At 36.1% G+C, this 17,054-nt stretch carries 14 protein-coding genes; 13 read left to right on the plus strand and 1 reads right to left on the minus strand.

Annotated features, from left to right (window positions below):
- Nucleotides 1-1,588: 1,588 nt before the first annotated feature.
- The 12 genes from IPJ16_02165 (at nt 1,589) to IPJ16_02220 (ending at nt 14,917) form a co-directional block, all read left to right on the plus strand.
- A complete protein-coding gene (locus IPJ16_02165) occupies nt 1,589-2,215 on the plus strand; it encodes a hypothetical protein (protein ID MBK7626001.1) in 627 nt (208 codons plus the stop codon).
- 864 nt (nt 2,216-3,079) lie between these two features.
- Entirely contained in the window at nt 3,080-4,012 is a 933-nt protein-coding gene (locus IPJ16_02170; GenBank protein ID MBK7626002.1) for a hypothetical protein, read from the plus strand.
- A 635-nt stretch (nt 4,013-4,647) separates the two neighbouring features.
- The gene (locus IPJ16_02175) at nt 4,648-5,526 is read left to right on the plus strand and encodes a hypothetical protein (protein MBK7626003.1); all 879 of its coding nucleotides are present in this window, start codon (nt 4,648-4,650) and stop codon (nt 5,524-5,526) included.
- An 80-nt stretch (nt 5,527-5,606) separates the two neighbouring features.
- Nucleotides 5,607-6,032, plus strand: a complete 426-nt coding sequence (locus IPJ16_02180) for a hypothetical protein (protein ID MBK7626004.1) — start codon at nt 5,607-5,609, stop codon at nt 6,030-6,032.
- A gap of 174 nt (nt 6,033-6,206) precedes the next feature.
- Nucleotides 6,207-7,490, plus strand: a complete 1,284-nt coding sequence (locus IPJ16_02185; protein ID MBK7626005.1) for a hypothetical protein — start codon at nt 6,207-6,209, stop codon at nt 7,488-7,490.
- A gap of 10 nt (nt 7,491-7,500) precedes the next feature.
- Entirely contained in the window at nt 7,501-8,250 is a 750-nt protein-coding gene (locus IPJ16_02190; GenBank protein MBK7626006.1) for a hypothetical protein, read from the plus strand.
- A 1,330-nt stretch (nt 8,251-9,580) separates the two neighbouring features.
- Entirely contained in the window at nt 9,581-9,928 is a 348-nt protein-coding gene (locus IPJ16_02195) for a hypothetical protein (GenBank protein MBK7626007.1), read from the plus strand.
- A gap of 827 nt (nt 9,929-10,755) precedes the next feature.
- Entirely contained in the window at nt 10,756-11,217 is a 462-nt protein-coding gene (locus IPJ16_02200; GenBank protein ID MBK7626008.1) for a hypothetical protein, read from the plus strand.
- A 54-nt stretch (nt 11,218-11,271) separates the two neighbouring features.
- Nucleotides 11,272-11,748 (plus strand): hypothetical protein, encoded by a 477-nt coding sequence (locus tag IPJ16_02205; GenBank protein ID MBK7626009.1) that lies wholly within the window; start codon nt 11,272-11,274, stop codon nt 11,746-11,748.
- Between the two features lie 656 nt (nt 11,749-12,404).
- On the plus strand, nt 12,405-13,058 hold the full coding sequence (locus IPJ16_02210; GenBank protein ID MBK7626010.1) for a hypothetical protein: 654 nt from the start codon (nt 12,405-12,407) through the stop codon (nt 13,056-13,058).
- Between the two features lie 747 nt (nt 13,059-13,805).
- A complete protein-coding gene (locus tag IPJ16_02215; GenBank protein ID MBK7626011.1) occupies nt 13,806-14,303 on the plus strand; it encodes a hypothetical protein in 498 nt (165 codons plus the stop codon).
- 86 nt (nt 14,304-14,389) lie between these two features.
- A complete protein-coding gene (locus IPJ16_02220; GenBank protein ID MBK7626012.1) occupies nt 14,390-14,917 on the plus strand; it encodes a hypothetical protein in 528 nt (175 codons plus the stop codon).
- 755 nt (nt 14,918-15,672) lie between these two features.
- Here IPJ16_02220 and IPJ16_02225 read toward each other — a convergent pair.
- A complete protein-coding gene (locus IPJ16_02225) occupies nt 15,673-15,996 on the minus strand; it encodes a hypothetical protein (protein ID MBK7626013.1) in 324 nt (107 codons plus the stop codon).
- A gap of 325 nt (nt 15,997-16,321) precedes the next feature.
- On the opposite strand from IPJ16_02225, the gene IPJ16_02230 reads away from it, so the two are divergent.
- On the plus strand, nt 16,322-17,047 hold the full coding sequence (locus tag IPJ16_02230; GenBank protein MBK7626014.1) for a hypothetical protein: 726 nt from the start codon (nt 16,322-16,324) through the stop codon (nt 17,045-17,047).
- Nucleotides 17,048-17,054 lie beyond the last annotated feature (7 nt).

Raw genomic sequence — 17,054 nt, forward strand, 5'->3', positions numbered from 1 at the left:
TAAGCTTTACAAACCAAGACAATTTCGAAAACACTCCCAAAACGCTTATTACATATACCAGACCGTAAAAATCCAATGACTCCAACTTTTTAAGAGATAATATGGATATTTTAAAATTTCGGACGAGTTACTTTCCGCCATTTGGTCAATTTGCAAATTGTGACAAATCCGTTCTATTTATCGGGATTTAAATTTGATTATTAACCGTTACAATACCTGCAACGGGACAGTTTTAATTTCAGCCCAGCAGCTAACCCGGATGGTAGGCTTAATTGCCTTCGGCAGGCTGGACAGTTCCGTAATCAGCCCCAAAGTCTTTAAGAGCAAGTTTAAAGCCACTTATTATACTTTCTGTACCTTGACCACTCCTGCTACCGTGACAAGGTCTATGGGCCTGCCGGCTGACGCACAAGCTGTCAAGTTTTTTGCAGCTACACTATTTAAATCTACCTTGACGGGACAACTCCGTTCCATCTATCGGGACCTGCAAAAAACTCGCCAGCCCCGACACCGACGGCAACTAATCCTAACCACCGAGCCGTTAGCAAAAATACGCTGCCTCCCGGACATGAGGCTTCGCGCGCTACACGTAATTTAAATTTGCCTTGACGATTATGCTACTCGCCATCTATAATAATTTGTGCCGCGACGCTCCATCGGTCCGTTTGATGCTTTCACTTTTTAGACAAATACTGCAATCGGGACAAATCTCGTCGCCAGCCTCATTGAAGAGCCCCCGCTTCTATAAAAAATTGGCCTCCCGCTACTGCTCTTAATTAAATAACAATACCTTGACTAATTACACTTTCAATATAGTTTGTACCGCGACACACAAGCCGTCCAATTTTTTATGCCCTCGCTACGCCCCTTGCAAATGGACAAATTTTCACCAGTGACAGATCTCACACGTCATTTGCAAGGGGGCGTACTTTTGCTAACGCTCTGAGGCTATTATTGCTTGACAGGATAACTTCTGCCCACTTTGCAGGACACATACATTATCGGGTTCTTTTATATCTGGAGAAATTATCAATTCTACCGGGACTTTTTTTCTGGTCGCATGACAATTACATCTGGACCTCTCATTACGTACTTTTGCTAACAAGTCTGGTGTGGGTAATAAGCTTGTCGCAATTTTTTTACACCGGGAGAATTTTATCGTAAACCAATGTTTTCACTCATCTTGTAATTCCTGCATGCCGGCTCATGACAAATAAATGTACTCTTGACACTTATTCCTTTCGCCGGGACTTTGAAAAAATTGCGCCATACCCGTCTTGCAACCGGGAGAAATTTCTGGCTAAAGTGCCGGGACACGTAACGGTTGCTGCGCCGGGTAACGCTTACTACCTACACCAGCCGGCCGTTAGCATTTATGCGCGTTCCGCTCCTACCGGGACAATTTACTTATAGTATGACAGTTACATATCCTTTGACAGACCGCACAAATGCTAACCGAAAAGGCAAGGACCGGATTGAATCCAAGATTCAAAATACTTTGTAAATTTGTAGAAAGCGAGATATTTAAATGAGAGACCAATGATGTTTCACTTAAATACAATTGATCTAAATCAATAAATTTTATGTTATGAAAAGAATAATATTAATAGGGATAACAATTATTCTACCTATTCTAGTTAAAGGTCAGATATCAAAAGAAATATCAGTTTTTAATGATGTCAAGATCTCATATAGTGTTTCATCGATGACACCTGGGGGTGGTCATTTTAAAAGAAATGATAGCTTAGTTCCCTATGGTGTAGGAATTGAAACATCTTTATTAAGTCTTAGACGATTTTCTTTTGATTTTGGACTTCAATATCGTTCAACAGGTAACGTAAATGGTTATGGCTTTATGTTTACTGATCCAATTGGATATTCTGGACCATTTTATGAAGAAAGAAGTAGAACCTACTTTGATATTCCACTTCATCTAGGTTATGATGTAGTTAAGTCAGATTTTTTCAATTTACAAATCGTCGTTGGATCCAAAACGACTTATGAAGACTCAAGAAATTATGTTTTTACTGACACAGCAACTAGAACATCAAGAAATAGTTGGAACACAGGAGTTGATATTGGCTTAGTTGAGAAAATCAAAATATATAATAAAGTGAACTTTTTTGCTTCTCAATTTCGCAATAAATATATTGGAGAAAAGAGCTTTCTCAGAACAATTGATTTGAAATTTGGACTGGCAATAGACTTAAAATAATAATCGGTTATAGCTTCAAACCAAACTACAACAGCAGTTAATAGAATAACAGCACCGTGACAAATCCTGCTTGTCAGCCAGGACTGAAACCTTGACAAATTTCAGATATCGTGACAAATTCTTCATATCGGGACAGTTTTAAAATAAGCACAAATGCTAACAACGCTGGTATAGGCAATAAGCTTGTCACAATTTTTGCTCGCCACCGTGACAATTTTATCATGACGATTAACTTCTCACTCATCTGCCAACTCTTTTCCGGCTCTGGACAAATCCGTAATACAGGGACAAATTATCTTTCGCCGGGACTGGCAAAAATTGCGCCATGGTGGCTTGCCGCCGGGACAGTTTATCGGCTAAAGTATAGCATGACACTACGGCGGACGGCGCCACCAACGCTTACTGCCCATACCAGCGGGCCGTTAGGCGTCAGAGTTACGTATCACCCCATGCCGTCTTCGCTAGAGAATTTGCCGTGACAATAATATTTCGTATGTTCTATTTAATTCCTGCACTTCTTATCCAATTTTACTTTGACGGACAACTTTCACTCACTTTTCGGGACTTGGACCTTGGGACAACTTTTCAGTACCATGACAAATCCTGCTCATCTACCGGGATTTAGAAACTCCGGCGCCTAACAGCTAAAGCCATACTCCTCCTCATCTTGACTAATTCTAAAACCTGACAATTCAAAATCAATCTTCAATTAACATTACTCAATCCAAAGAACGCCAACACTATTAATCTTTACTAATTCATAGAGTCCTCAAATATTTTTTTTGGTTCTTCAAAAGAATTAAGTATTGTTCTAATAATTTCATAAATTTAACAACTAGCTAATCACGTAATTGTATTTAAATTATGGCAATATTTGACCTATACTCAAAAAGACAAAAAGCATTAAGAGGTGAGGTCCCTGATGTTTTTGTCTATGATAATATCCCTAATCCTTTACGAGTTCAGATAATCCATATAATTAGAGATGCATTAGGGGATATGAAGTCACATGCAGCTCAAAATGAACCAAAACGAGCTTATGAATTCATTCACAAATCCTTATGCCGAGAATACGGCGTTTTTAAATTGGGACAGTCGCAATTCAGAGAAACTGATGAGGAGTCAGTTCTAAACTTTTTTCTACAAACAAAAGAAAATGAAAAAGCTATTGATGTTATTGAGTTCTTCTTTAAATATATAGATCGAGTTATAAAGAAAGACCTGAATACTTACAAATTTATGACAAATCTCAAAATGGAACCTGAAGAAGCCATAGAAGAATTAAACTATAGATTTAAAGAACATGGAATAGGATTTCAATTTGAAGGAGGTGAATTAATCAGAATTGATTCGACATATACACACTCAGAAATAATTAAACCAACAATTAGTCTGCTCACACATAAAAAGTTTCAAGGTGCTAATGATGAATTTATGAAAGCGCATGACCATTACAGACATGGCCAAAATAAAGAATGCTTGACCGAGTGCTTGAAATCTTTTGAAAGTACAATGAAGATAATTTGCAAAGAAAAAAAGTGGCATTTTGATACAAAGGATACATCAAAAAAGCTTATTTCTATTTGCATGCAAAATGAGTTAGTGCCAAGCTTTACGCAAAATCAATTCACCTCACTTGCAAATCTTCTGGAGAGCGGAATACCAGCAATAAGAAATAAGTTAAGTGGGCACGGACAGGGACAAATTCCACAGAAAGTTGATGATGAGATGACTAGGTATGCTCTCAACTTGACTGGAACAAATATTATTTTTCTGATTGAGCAGAGTGGTCTTTAAACAAATTTCTAATGTATTACAGGATTAAAATTACTCCGGCGCCTAACACGGATGGTAGGCTTAATTGCCTTCGTCAGCCCGGACTGTTCCGTTATAGCCCCAGTGTCTATCACCGTAATTTACACCCGCTTATTATACTTTTTGTACCGTGACTAATCCTGGCTACCGTGACAAAGTCAATAGGGCTGCCGGCCTTCGCGCCGTTGTCATGGTTTTTGCATCACCCTCAGGACAGTTTCATCGTGACAGGACAACTCGCAGCCGTTTATCGGGACTCAGCCATCTGGACCATTTTATCGTGACACCAAACTCATCGCCATCTGCCGGGACTTTGCAAAAACTCATGCCAACCCCGACACTGACGGCAACTAATCCTAACCACCGGGCCGTTAGCATTTATGCGGGGGCCAAAAGCTTCGGGACAAATTACTTATAGCATGACAGTTTTTGCTTCCATGACAGATCGCACAAATGCTAACCGAAAAATCAAGTATTCATCAAGTTTCAGTATTCGAAAACCTTGTAAATTTGTTTAAGTGTGGATTCTAAAAACAAGCTAGGCCACATTTTTCCAAACATAACTAGAGTTGGTACAAAAAGATATATTTGTGACACTATGAACTAATAACATTCAGATGGACCCTTTCAGATCCTATTATATTTCATCGATACTTCCTCAATTAAAAGAAATTGATAATGAACGTAAATCGCTTCATAAAAAAATAACATCCATTACAGTTATATCTGTTATCATTTTAACAATTATCGTAGGGTTTCTCTTTATCATAACCAAAAGACCTAACGTTTTTTACATTTATTTTGCCATTCCAGCCCCCTACGCTTTTCTATTGAAAGACCTGATTAAAAATTACTCCAAAAAGTATAAAGAAGGTATAATCAGAAACCTATTTCTTTCCTACTTCGATGATTACACTATCGATACTGAACAGAAATCGGATTGCATAAACATTATCAATTCAGGCCTACTGACCATAAATAGAAAGTATCAGGTTAAAACTGAAGATTTTATAAGGTTAAAACATAAGGACAATATTGTTTGTATTCAAGAAATAATTGTCAAGAAAAACAAATATGAATTTTTTAAAGGCTTACTTTTTTCAACTGACATGAAGCGATCCATTAATCAAAATGTGATCTTTTTCAACCAATCTGTTCCCTATAATAGTAAATATTTAAACAAAAATGGTTTTAAAAAAGTCGACAAGGATAATGTGACAATTTTTTACCAAGACAATTCTAGTTTAGAACAATTAAAACCATTTATCGAATTTACTAGTAAAAATAATTTGCCACTTAGTATTCAAAACGGTAAACTTTATTGTTTTTTCCCACCAGAAGATATTGTATTCACAGAAAAGTTAGACCTTTTTGAGCCGCTTTTAACTTCTAAGTACAACTCAAATGATACTTACAGATTTATTAGAGACGAATATCAAAGAATTATTAAGATATCAAGATTGTTAATAAAATTTGATGAAACAAACATGGCCTAATACTGTTAACAAAATAACAAAACCATGACAAATCCTGCCTCCTTAGTCAGGACTGAAAACCTCGACAAATTTCATATATCATGACAAATTCTCTGCATATGGACAGTTTTAAAATATGCACAAATGCTAACCCGGACGGTTGGGGTAATAAACTTGTCACAATTTTTGCGCCATACCTTGACAATTTTTTCATGACGATTAATTTCTCACTCATCTGCCAAATCCGTGCTTTCCGGCTCTGGACAAATCCGTCTACCGTGACAACTTTATCGTTCGCCGGGACTGGCAAAAATTGCGCCATGGTGGCTTGTCCGCCGGGACTAATCCGGTCTAAAGTACCAGGACACGTAACGGCGGACAGCGCCACCAACGTTTACTACCGCAACCGCCGAGCCGTTAGCATTTATGCGGGGGCCAAAGCTTCGGGACAATTTACTTATAGCAAGACAGTTTTTGCTTCCATGACAGATCGCACAAATGCTAACGAAAAAGATTGGATTCAGTAACACCCTATATCCAAAAATCCTTATAAATTTGATTATATGCAAATTGAATGTTTAACTATAAAACATCAAAAATTTTGTATTCAATGACAAGATTTTTGCACGTAACGACTAATAAATTATACTTATTTTTATCATTATTAACTACTAATCCTGTTTTAAATAGATAATTACCTTATGAAATATCATTCCTGTCTGTTAATTATTTTTGTTCTGCTTGGATGTGAGAACAACGATGAAGATCTTTACAGATACTCAAAAATAATTTCACAAACAAAAGAGTATTCAGTGTATCTCGATATGAATGAAATCGGGAATATAAAGGTAACGGACAGACTACCGCAAGGAGATCCGTTCAAGATAGTATACAATGATAAATATTATTTTATAGGCGACATGCTCAAAGGTATTTACGTTTACGAAAAGAAAGCAGGTAGTGTGAGTTATCTGTGTTTTATTGAGTGCAAGTATATCAAAGACTTCGAACTTGCCGATAACAGGCTTTTTTGTAATAATTTTGTAGATTTAGTTGTCCTTGATGTCAGCAATCCCATGCAGTCAAATATTTTACACCGACAAAAAAATCATTTTAACCGGTTCACAAGCTTTAAGGAATACTGGAATGTACCCTATGTGGAAGGAAAAGGACTTATTGTTGGCACAGAGACACATGTACAGACGGGTACAGTGACGGACAAGAAGCCGGATCTTGATTTCACAGAGTATGATAGTCTATACGGCAATCTAATGACTAAAGTGTTACCCGATTCCTGGTTCAGCAATCATCCTGAAAATGATAAGCCATACGTTGGAATAATTAAAATGGGTGCAGATCAAATATATACTTATGGCAATTACAATAGTTGGGCCATTTGTACTTTCATATCAAGTACTTTCACTGTAAGAGAGGAAAATGTGTGGACGACACCCAGAGGAAAATATGCTCCTCCTTATTATTACAGTGATGCATGGCCGGCACGAATGTTTTTTAAGGACAGTTTAATTTATATTTTGGGAAAGGGAAATTACTCTGGTTATTCTGATTGTATAACTTATAATGAAAACTATCCTTTAACCTTTCATCTATATTTTCCTACCTTCACTCCTTTGGATATTACTTACCTTCCGGATTTAAAGGAATTTTTGGTTCTGTCAGGCCAATCAGTTTGGGGAGCATTTAAATATCCTGGGGAAACAAGTGTTTATATGGAAAAATATATTGATTATAAAATACCAACTGCTGCATCTTCAATATTCAGAATAGGAAACAATGTGATTACTCTTGGAAATGAGCTATCAGTTTATTCATCTTCTGAAAATGAACTTAAGCTTGTGAAAAACTATCCTGACATATCAGGAACCTGCTATTCACAAGCAGGAAATGTCCTTGCAGTAGCTAATACACAAGGTTTATTCTTATATGATATAAGTGATTTGGAAAATATTAAGCTCATCCCCTAAAATGTTTTTTATGAAAAGGATTTTTTTTATCATTTTATCGTTATTACTGACACTCAGCACTTTTGCTCAATCTGGAATAGAAGTTAATCTCAACGGAGAGAGCAATAAAATAAACTCCAGTCTCCTTGACAGAAAAGAGAAAGGGTTTTATAACATAATGCATGTCAGCCTCTTAATAGGAGCCGGTCAATTCACCAACAAACCGGCTTATTACACACCATATCAGGCTCACTCTTCTACCTATATTGCCCCTAACCATGTATATTATTATCCTGATTTACTTACCAAATTGACCGTGGCACCTTCATTCACAATTACAAATGGTTATATGTTCAACGAACATTGGGCAGCAGGAGCGGGAGTCGGATTTGAAATTTTCAATTACAATCTTTATCCGCTTTTTGCTGAATTACGATATACATTATGGGATCATAAAATTTCCCCATTTGTTGTAATAAAGTCAGGATATTCTTTTGCTGGTTTCAAAGCCAAGCATTTTGACGAACTTTACTTGGACTGGCCTCCCTACTTCATAAATGATACCAGGCTACGGAATTATGGGGGATTCATTTTGCATCCCGAAGTAGGCGTTAAAGTTCCGTTAAACGAAAACAGTGATTTGTTATTTACTGCAGCATATCAGTATCAGAAAACAAAATCAATTGCAAGAAAGGAATACGACCAGGGCCAGTTTGATGAGTGGGAGCATATTGAGGAAATCAACCGGCTCTCATTTGGTATTGCAATTATGTTCAGGTAAATAGGCGACTGCATAAAGAAATTAACAAACTACAACGACAAAAAAACATATCTCATGTCTGAAATAAATGCCAAATCAAAAACAATTATGCTTTTTAACTTTTAACAGTACTCCAACATCTGTTAACAAAATAACACTACCAAGACAAATCCTGCATGATAGATGGGACTTGAAAATCTTGACAAATTTCAGATATCGTGACAAATTTTTCGCATCGGGACAGTTTTAATTTAAGCACAAATGCTAACCCGGATGGTTGAGGTAATAAGCTTGTCACAATTTTTGCTCGCCACAGTGACAATTTTATCTTGACACTTAACTTATCAATCATCTGCCAATTTCGTGCTTTCCGGCTCTGGACAAATCCGTTTATCGTGACAACTTTATCGTTCGCCGGGACTTGCAAAAATTGCGCCATGGTGGCTTGCCCGCCGGGACTAATCCGACCTAAAGTACCAGGACACGTAACGGCGGACGGCGCCACCAACGCTTACTACCGCAACCACCGAGCCGTTAGCATTCAGGCCCAAAGTCGCCGTGACAATTTACTCATATCGTGACAATTCCGTAACGTAATCAGGGGACCCGAATGCTAACCGAAAAATCAGATTACACTCGGTTTCGGGACTCAAAATGTTTTTAACTTTGACTGTCGATAAATCCTATAAACAAGCTATTGGGCATAATTCCAACCAATAAATATCTTTGATCAATGACCCAAACTAATTTCATAATAGTCCAAGATTGCACACTATTCCAGATCAAAAAAGCAATCAGACAATGGATCTATATGTATGATAAATCATTGTCAGAGAATTTTTGTATTGAGTTATATCAGTATGACACAAATAAGTATGTCATTATACCCAAAGAAGATATTGATAATCAGTCATTCAATTTTTTGGTTAATTATTTATACTACCCTGAAAACATAAAGTATAAACCAATAATTAGTGGTTACACTTTTGTGAAAGACACAACGATTTTCCCAAAAAGAGAAATTAAACTATGAAATAGAAATTTTTGTTCCCCAAAATGATACAGAGTACGATAATGTATATGCCGTGACTCAATATAATGAAGTGTTTAAAATTGATTTTGGAGGTAAAACGATTAAATCTTCATTAATCAAAAGTTTTGAAAAACCACCATTAGATTTCTCAGTTCTCTCATCACCTCAAATTTTTAAAAAAAGAAGGTTGATCCAAAGAAGGTCGCGCTTAAAGAAAAAGAAAAGATTAAAAGGCGAACAAGTATTATCTCACTCGTTGTTGTACTCTTGATTTTAATAAGTTATGCATTTATCGGGAATTCAAAGAATTTTAGTTTGATGACAGGATTTATCTTTTGGGGAATTTGGGGTTGGTTCGTTTTAGATTATAAAATGCTTCAACATCTATCATTTTTTCTCATAGCAGTTGCAATTTCAATTTTTCCGATAATATACAGCTACATATTATTTCAGAAACTTCTTACGTTTGACTATAGATTTATCAAATCAGCATCATATTTGCCAATTTTCCTTTTAACAATCCAATTTCCTTTAAGAAGATTATTCATAAAAATACTCAAGAGAGAACCTGTTGTCGATAAACCTGCTCCATCAATGGCAGATTTTATATACACCATTATACTCTGGATGACATCATTGATATTGCCATTTATAACACTAATATAGTTACGCCCCATAACCCTGACAATATGGGTAAGTTGTTCGTTACAGTTTTAGCTTTTTCTCTTCTACTCAAGACAGATATTTTATGGTTGATACCCCGGACACGCGTATCTGTATACAATTTAATTCATATAAAATGACAGGTTAAAAATTGGCCCGAAATGCTAACCCGGATGGTAGGCTTAATTGCCTTCGGCAGCCCGGACAAATTTTTAATCAACCCAATGTCTATCACCATAAATTTCACCCACTTATAAGTTTTTGGTACCGTGACTAATACTGCTACCGTGACAAAGTCTATGGGCTGCCGGCCCTCGCTCCTGTTGTCATGGTTTTTGCATCTCCGTCGTGATAATTTTACCATACCATGACAAATCCTGCTCACTTATCGGGACACCTTCATCTGGACAACTTTATCGTGACATCCAAATCCTGCCCACTTATCGGGACTGTGCAAAAACTCATGCCAACCCTGACACAGACGGCAACTAATCCTAACCACCGAGCCGTTAGCACAAATATTTCTGTGTGTGACAATTACGCCCTCGCGCCGTTTTTATTATGCTTTGTCTTGACAGGATAGTTTCTGCACTCTTACCGGGACCTGCCCTCGCGCGACAGACAAAAAGCCCTTGCGCCGTCATCTGCCAAATCTGTTATTTTATTAACAATACTGCTTTTACCGGGACTCTCCCCTCGCGCGACATGAGATAAATACTTGTGCTAACAGAAAAGACTTAGGGTGTTCATTTTTTGTGACAATCTTGTATATCAAGAGACAAAGTATAATTTAGCAATTTAAAATAGAACAATTACAAAACTTTTCCAATATGAGTAGACTTATTATTATTCGATTATCAATTTTGGCAATTATATTGTTCTCTACGGTAACAGATCTTTCTGGACAAGAGCGTATTCCATTATCAAAATCTGATTCAATTCTTGTTTTAAAAAAGATCTACATTTTCAATTCCGAAACCAAAAAATTTGATGATATCGATGAACCATATCTTGAAGAAATTTGGAATTCGAATAAGGGAAATGCTATGGTTTTATTTGATAAAGCAATAAGACTTTCAATAGCTCCCATAAATGAGAAAATGATTTTAGCTTCTTACTTTTATAAAAACAAGGATTTTGAAAAGGTTAAGTTTGTTCTGAGCTTATGTAAAACAAAAATAGACTCTACACAAATATTTAAAGTAATGAACTCATACGGCATAAAGTATAGTGACTTAAATATTAAACCAGAATTGCTTGTAAAGTATTGTAAGGACTGTAAATACCAATAAACTACTTGTGCTAACTTTGTAAATAGATTGGAATTACCCTTAAAAAGTTATTAAATGAAAAAAACATCAATTACTATCCTAACTCTAGTTGTAATCGTACTTCTATTCAATTGTGGATCTAAGAAAGAAAACCATAAATCTCAATTAATTGAAACTAATTTAGTCAATTGTGATAGTTGCTGGGCTTCCAATTTCGTCCAAATTGCGCAAGATATTACGAATGTTAGTGAGACAGATCTGTCAAGGTTTTTCCTTTGCTGCTGTAAAAAATGCTCGAACAATGTTGAATTTTCCGAATTTAGTGGGGGAGTAATATATAGGTTACTTATCGAACATACTGAATTCACATTGGAAATTCTTTCAAATACGAAAAACCTTGAAATGAATTATATCGACTTCATAATTCAAAATCCAGTGGATGATGGGATTGATGTTGATAGTGCAATCAATAAAGTAAATAGTTCAATAGGAGATCATGATTTGAAAAATCGTATTCTAAAATCTCTAGAGATAGCTAAAGAAAAAATGTAAATATTTACTTGTGCTAAAAAGATTTGTAATCATTTATAGCTTTATACTTTTTAAATACATCAAGACACTACAGTGACAGCTTTCTGTAGCTTGACAGTTTTAATCCAATACTTGTGCTAACAACGGATGGTAGGTTTAATTGCCTTCGCCAGCCCGGACAAATCCTCATTAACCCCAATGTCTATCACCGTAATTTACACCCGCTTATTAAACTTTTTGTACCGGGACCAATCCTGCTGCCGTGACAAAGTCAATGGGGCTGTCGGCCGACGCACTGTTGTCATGGTTTTTGCATCGCCATCTGCCAACTTTTGCACCCGGAGCAATTCTCGCCGTCTACCGGGACTCAGTCATCGTGACAACTTATCGTGAAAGCCAACTTTTCGCCACTTATCGGGACTATGCAAAAACACATGCCAACCCTGACACAGACGGCAACTAAACCTACCACCGGGCCGTTAGCATTTATGCAGCGTTCCGCTCTACCGGGACAATTTACTTATAGTGTGACAGTAACGTAACCTTTGACAGATCGCACAAATGCTAACCAAAAAGGCAGGGCTTCAATAACACCCAATATCCAAAAATCCTTGTAAATTTGATTTTATACAAATTTTAAATTAGGTTAACTGTAAATTGCAGCATATTAAATAATTATGGATATAAATAAAGAATACTTGATTTACAATTATAGACCTCTTTGCTTTTTAATATTTGCAGTGGTATCGCTGATATTTCCTTTTATCATAGTTGTCTCAGGGTGGTTGGATTTAATTACAACTTTGGTTGTCTTTGGATTATGCTCTATTAGTGGAATATTTCTTGCAAAACTAGGACTTCAGCCTATCAAAATTATCTTTACTAATAATAAAATTAGATTAGAGTACCTATCAAGGGATCTTCAAACCATCAAAAAAGCTAAAGAAGCTCTATTTCAAAACATTAGTGAATATTCCGATTACGTCCCCGGACCTGGACTAAAATTGACCCTGTACTTTAAAAATCATATGACTTTCCAACTATATAAACATGCACATTTTAACCGAAATGATGATTTTGAAAAGCTTCTTGCTGATTTTAGGTCAATTAGCGAATTATCCGAAAAGTCAAATAGCAATTTATCGGCTACATTCCCAAAATATTTTAATTACGATACTTCAAAAGATGCAAAATTCTGGATCTATGTCTCTATTCTATTCATAATTACGATAATTATCATTTCCGTGATGACTATGAAATATGGACTTCTTATTATTCTTATAATTCCAATTGGATATCTCTTTAGATACTTCCTTGAGAACAAAAAATAACTACCACCAAAACAATATTAGTTAAATCTCTATTACGGTTTTTGCAGATGGCTCCAACACCTGAGACAATTTTGTAACCATATATAAACCGAGTCAATTCCCGTACTGTTAACAAAATAACACTATCAAGACAATTCTTGCCTGTTAGCCAGGACTGAAAACCGTGACAAATTTCAGATATCGTAACAAATTCCTCACATCTGGACAGTTTTAATTTAAGCACAAATGCTAACAACGCTGGTATAGGCAATAAGCTTGTCACAATTTTTGCTCGCCACCGTGACAATTTCGCCATGACGATTAACTTCTCACTCATCTGCAAAATCTTTTCCGGCTCTGGACAAACCCGTAATACAGGGACAAATTATCTTTCGCCGGGACTGGCAAAAATTGCGCCATGGTGGCTTGCACGCCGGGATTGTTTATCGGCTAAAGTATGGCATGACACAACGGCGGACGGCGCCACCAACGCTTACTGCCCATACCAGCGGGCCGTTATGTGTAAGGTGTTAGTCCCGTGACAGTTAACCTACCGCGACAGAACCCTACACATAACAGCAAAAGATTTAATATTTTTAAATGTGCCAGGATTTCCGACACACAAAGCAAGAGTTTGGCAGCCTGCCACTGCGATAAGCCCCGCTGCTGCCAAACACATGCTTTTTTTGCCAACGCTTTTGAGCAAATACTGGAATATTGGAATAGATAAAATTCATAACTTTAGATAAATATTTATACAAATAAACAATGGACTGGTTTACATCATTTTTCGGAAGTAATAACAAATCTAACAAACAGGAGCCTACTACTTTTGTTACACGCATAGACAAATCACTGCCCATTGATGATGCATTTCGTGCATGGACTTCTGGAAATCTTGAAGAAATGCTTAAAGCAGCAAATACTCAAACTAATCCAATCGACAGGCATTTTCTCCTTCAATCAATTGTCACAGAGAGCTACAAACTAAGAAAAGATGAGAAGTATAGAAAAATTTGCACTGAATTCTCAGAAAAACATCTTCAAGAATTTCCCTCACTTGCCCCTGCTCTGAAAGAAGACATGGGTGGCTCACTTCCGCGAATTAGTACTTTCCAGCATTATGCTACTATATTAACTGAAAATGAAGAATACGAAAAAGCAATTGAAGTCTGCCAGCTAGCTATATCTTATGGACTCCATGATGGCACAAAAGCCGGCTTTGAAGGACGAATAAGCCGAATTTTGAACCACATAAAAGCATAATTGAGATGCATTTTACTCGATAGATGCCTTCTGGATTAAAAATCTTATTGTTATGATTAAATAAAGACAAACTGAATATTCCAAAAATGGAGATAAAAGATTTATTAACAACCTATTGGAGCCAAGTTACTTTGATGCTGTTTGCAGTTGGCTTCCTCTTGAAGCGAATTCTCGATAACAAATCGAAAAAAATTGAAATTAATCATTCATTATTTCAGCAGAATAGACTGATTGCAGTTAAGTTGTTTTTTTCGAAATATGCAAAGGCTGAATTAATGTGGCACCAAATTGCTATTTATGAAATTCTAAATAGGAAAATTCCAACAAAGGAAATTGACAAAATAATCTTTCCATATCTAAACGAATTAGAAGAAACTCTTTTGGAATTAAAGATCTATTTTGATTCCAACGACCATAAATATTTCGAAGACCTTACTAAAGGATTATTATCCATAAATGAAAAACTTTTAAGTATCTACTTTGATTCAGATCCTGAAAAGAATTTGGTTAAAAAAAGTAATGAATACTCCTTTTATAAAGACGAAATTTTAACTAGAAACAAAGCTATCATGGACAAATTATGTCTTACAGTCAAAAAGACCTTTGAATCTTGATAGTTAAATTACCTTAAAGATGAATTCCATTTTTCAGCTTGCTTATTCGGCTTTCAGGCACATTTGCAGCTCGCACTTTCCATCCCGACACCTAAAGCTGCAAAAGAGCCTGCTAGTTTCATATTCTGGACAATAGTTATATGACACAAGGACAAATTATCCATACCGAGACAATTTTAAATTCCACCCTACACATAACCCGGATGGTATAGGTAATTGCCTTCAGCAGCCCGGACTAATCCGTAATAACCCCAATGTCTATCACCAAATTTTTCACCCACTTATAAAGCTTTTAGTACCGTGACTAATCCTGCTACCCTGACAAAGTCTATGGGGCTGCTGGCCTTCGCGCCGTTGTCATGGTTTTTGCATCACCATCGTGATAATTTTATCATACCATGACAAACCCTGCTCACTTATCGGGACACACTCATCTGGACCATTTTATCGTGACATCCAAATCCTGCTCATCTACCGGGATTGTGCAAAAACACATGCCAACCCCGACACAGACGGCAACTCCCCATACCACCGAGCCGTTAGCTGCAAGGCAAAGTGCGACAAGTTCTCACTGCACCGGGATTTCCGACGCGCGCGCAAGAGTTTTGAAGCCCTTCCCTGCAGCCATCCCTTCGCTGCAAAACACATGCTTCTTTGCCCGCCCGGACTCCGCCATCGGGCCAATTCTTCATATAATAGTGAACCCTTCTCTTTGGTAAGGATTTTTTCCGCAACATTGCAAGTAAAAAAATTCTTTATTCCACCTCGATTGTTAGCTCTGTCATTTTTACATTGTCCAAATAAAAATCCAATATGTATGTACCCGGTGTACCATCTGGCCAGATAGTAACTGTACCATCACTTGAACCCTGGTCTTCACTTAGATCAATATGTTGCTCAGCACTAAGTGTATGGTACTCAATTACCCAATTACCGTTTGTAACTTCAATATCTACATCATTGGTATATGGGTACACAGGTGTTGTACCTTCAAACTCAATTTCTCCATCTGTGACATTAATTCCACCGCAATAAAGAATCATATAAGGATCCTCTCTTGCAGCTAAAAAGGTTGTCATGTTTTTTCATTCCGCCCATTAGTTGTAAAGGCAGAAAAACAGATTCCTAAAAAAACTAAAAAAATCACAAATCTGAATTCTTTTGTTTTCATTTTGTAATAAATTTGGTTATAAACTAAAAAATAAGTACTAATTTAATACAAATATCAATACTTGTCAATAATAAATTCATAATCAGATCAACATATACCACAGTAAAATCTCATAAAATATGAGTTTTAAATGATGATGCCAAATCAATATCAATTTTCTTCTTACAAAATCAAGTATGATATAATAATCTTCTATATTTTTACTTTAAATGAAACGCATCACATATTGATAAATGAATCAAATTGTAATCATCTCCATTGTATTGCTTACCATTTCGACTACAAATAGTCCGTCAGTAATATTATCGGACAGAACTGAACTAGCATATTCAGTTATAACTGAGCAGGATACTCTGAAAAATAATCAGGCTCTTTATTCCGGGAAAGTCTGGAAAAATTTGTATCGAAGAATCAACGGAGATCAATTCCTTTTTACAGATTATTTTTTAGATGGTTCAGTTACAGTTTATGGAAGGACTTACAAAAATCTTAAGATCAAATATGATACTTTTTCTGATGAAATATTGATTCCTGTTGATCTTGAGGAGATCGTTCAGTTGAATAAAGAAATGGTTGACAGCTTCTCAATTAGTTATGAAAACAGAATGTATCGTTTTGAAAAAATCAATGATGATTCGTTAAATAGAAAGAATGATTTTAATGGATATTTATGCGTTTTATATAAGGGAAAATCAGCTCTGTATATAAAATACAATAAATACATATCACCAAATATTACGGAAAAGAGTGATGGTGAATTTATTGAGACTCACAAAGTATTTTTGGTTAAAGACAAATCTTTGTATCCGGTATTATCCAAAAATGACTTTATCAATACATTGAATATAGACAAAATGGTAATTAAGAATTACCTCAGGAACAATAAGTTAAAGATCTCAAAAAAAAGTCCTGAAAGCTTCATTCCGATTCTCAGATTCTATGATAGTTTGAGCAAATAGATGAATA

The organism is Bacteroidales bacterium, from assembly GCA_016709865.1.
In the GTDB taxonomy this organism is placed as follows: Bacteria; Bacteroidota; Bacteroidia; order Bacteroidales; family VadinHA17; genus LD21.

What these genes read in the sequence shown, in the direction of transcription:
- IPJ16_02165 (MBK7626001.1), top strand. Translation starts at nt 1,589, where the DNA reads ATGAAAAGAATAATATTAATAGGGATAACAATTATTCTACCTATTCTA.
- IPJ16_02170 (MBK7626002.1), top strand. Translation starts at nt 3,080, where the DNA reads ATGGCAATATTTGACCTATACTCAAAAAGACAAAAAGCATTAAGAGGT.
- IPJ16_02175 (MBK7626003.1), top strand. Translation starts at nt 4,648, where the DNA reads ATGGACCCTTTCAGATCCTATTATATTTCATCGATACTTCCTCAATTA.
- IPJ16_02180 (MBK7626004.1), top strand. Translation starts at nt 5,607, where the DNA reads ATGACAAATTCTCTGCATATGGACAGTTTTAAAATATGCACAAATGCT.
- IPJ16_02185 (MBK7626005.1), top strand. Translation starts at nt 6,207, where the DNA reads ATGAAATATCATTCCTGTCTGTTAATTATTTTTGTTCTGCTTGGATGT.
- IPJ16_02190 (MBK7626006.1), top strand. Translation starts at nt 7,501, where the DNA reads ATGAAAAGGATTTTTTTTATCATTTTATCGTTATTACTGACACTCAGC.
- IPJ16_02195 (MBK7626007.1), top strand. Translation starts at nt 9,581, where the DNA reads ATGACAGGATTTATCTTTTGGGGAATTTGGGGTTGGTTCGTTTTAGAT.
- IPJ16_02200 (MBK7626008.1), top strand. Translation starts at nt 10,756, where the DNA reads ATGAGTAGACTTATTATTATTCGATTATCAATTTTGGCAATTATATTG.
- IPJ16_02205 (MBK7626009.1), top strand. Translation starts at nt 11,272, where the DNA reads ATGAAAAAAACATCAATTACTATCCTAACTCTAGTTGTAATCGTACTT.
- IPJ16_02210 (MBK7626010.1), top strand. Translation starts at nt 12,405, where the DNA reads ATGGATATAAATAAAGAATACTTGATTTACAATTATAGACCTCTTTGC.
- IPJ16_02215 (MBK7626011.1), top strand. Translation starts at nt 13,806, where the DNA reads ATGGACTGGTTTACATCATTTTTCGGAAGTAATAACAAATCTAACAAA.
- IPJ16_02220 (MBK7626012.1), top strand. Translation starts at nt 14,390, where the DNA reads ATGGAGATAAAAGATTTATTAACAACCTATTGGAGCCAAGTTACTTTG.
- IPJ16_02225 (MBK7626013.1), bottom strand. Translation starts at nt 15,996, where the DNA reads ATGACAACCTTTTTAGCTGCAAGAGAGGATCCTTATATGATTCTTTAT.
- IPJ16_02230 (MBK7626014.1), top strand. Translation starts at nt 16,322, where the DNA reads ATGAATCAAATTGTAATCATCTCCATTGTATTGCTTACCATTTCGACT.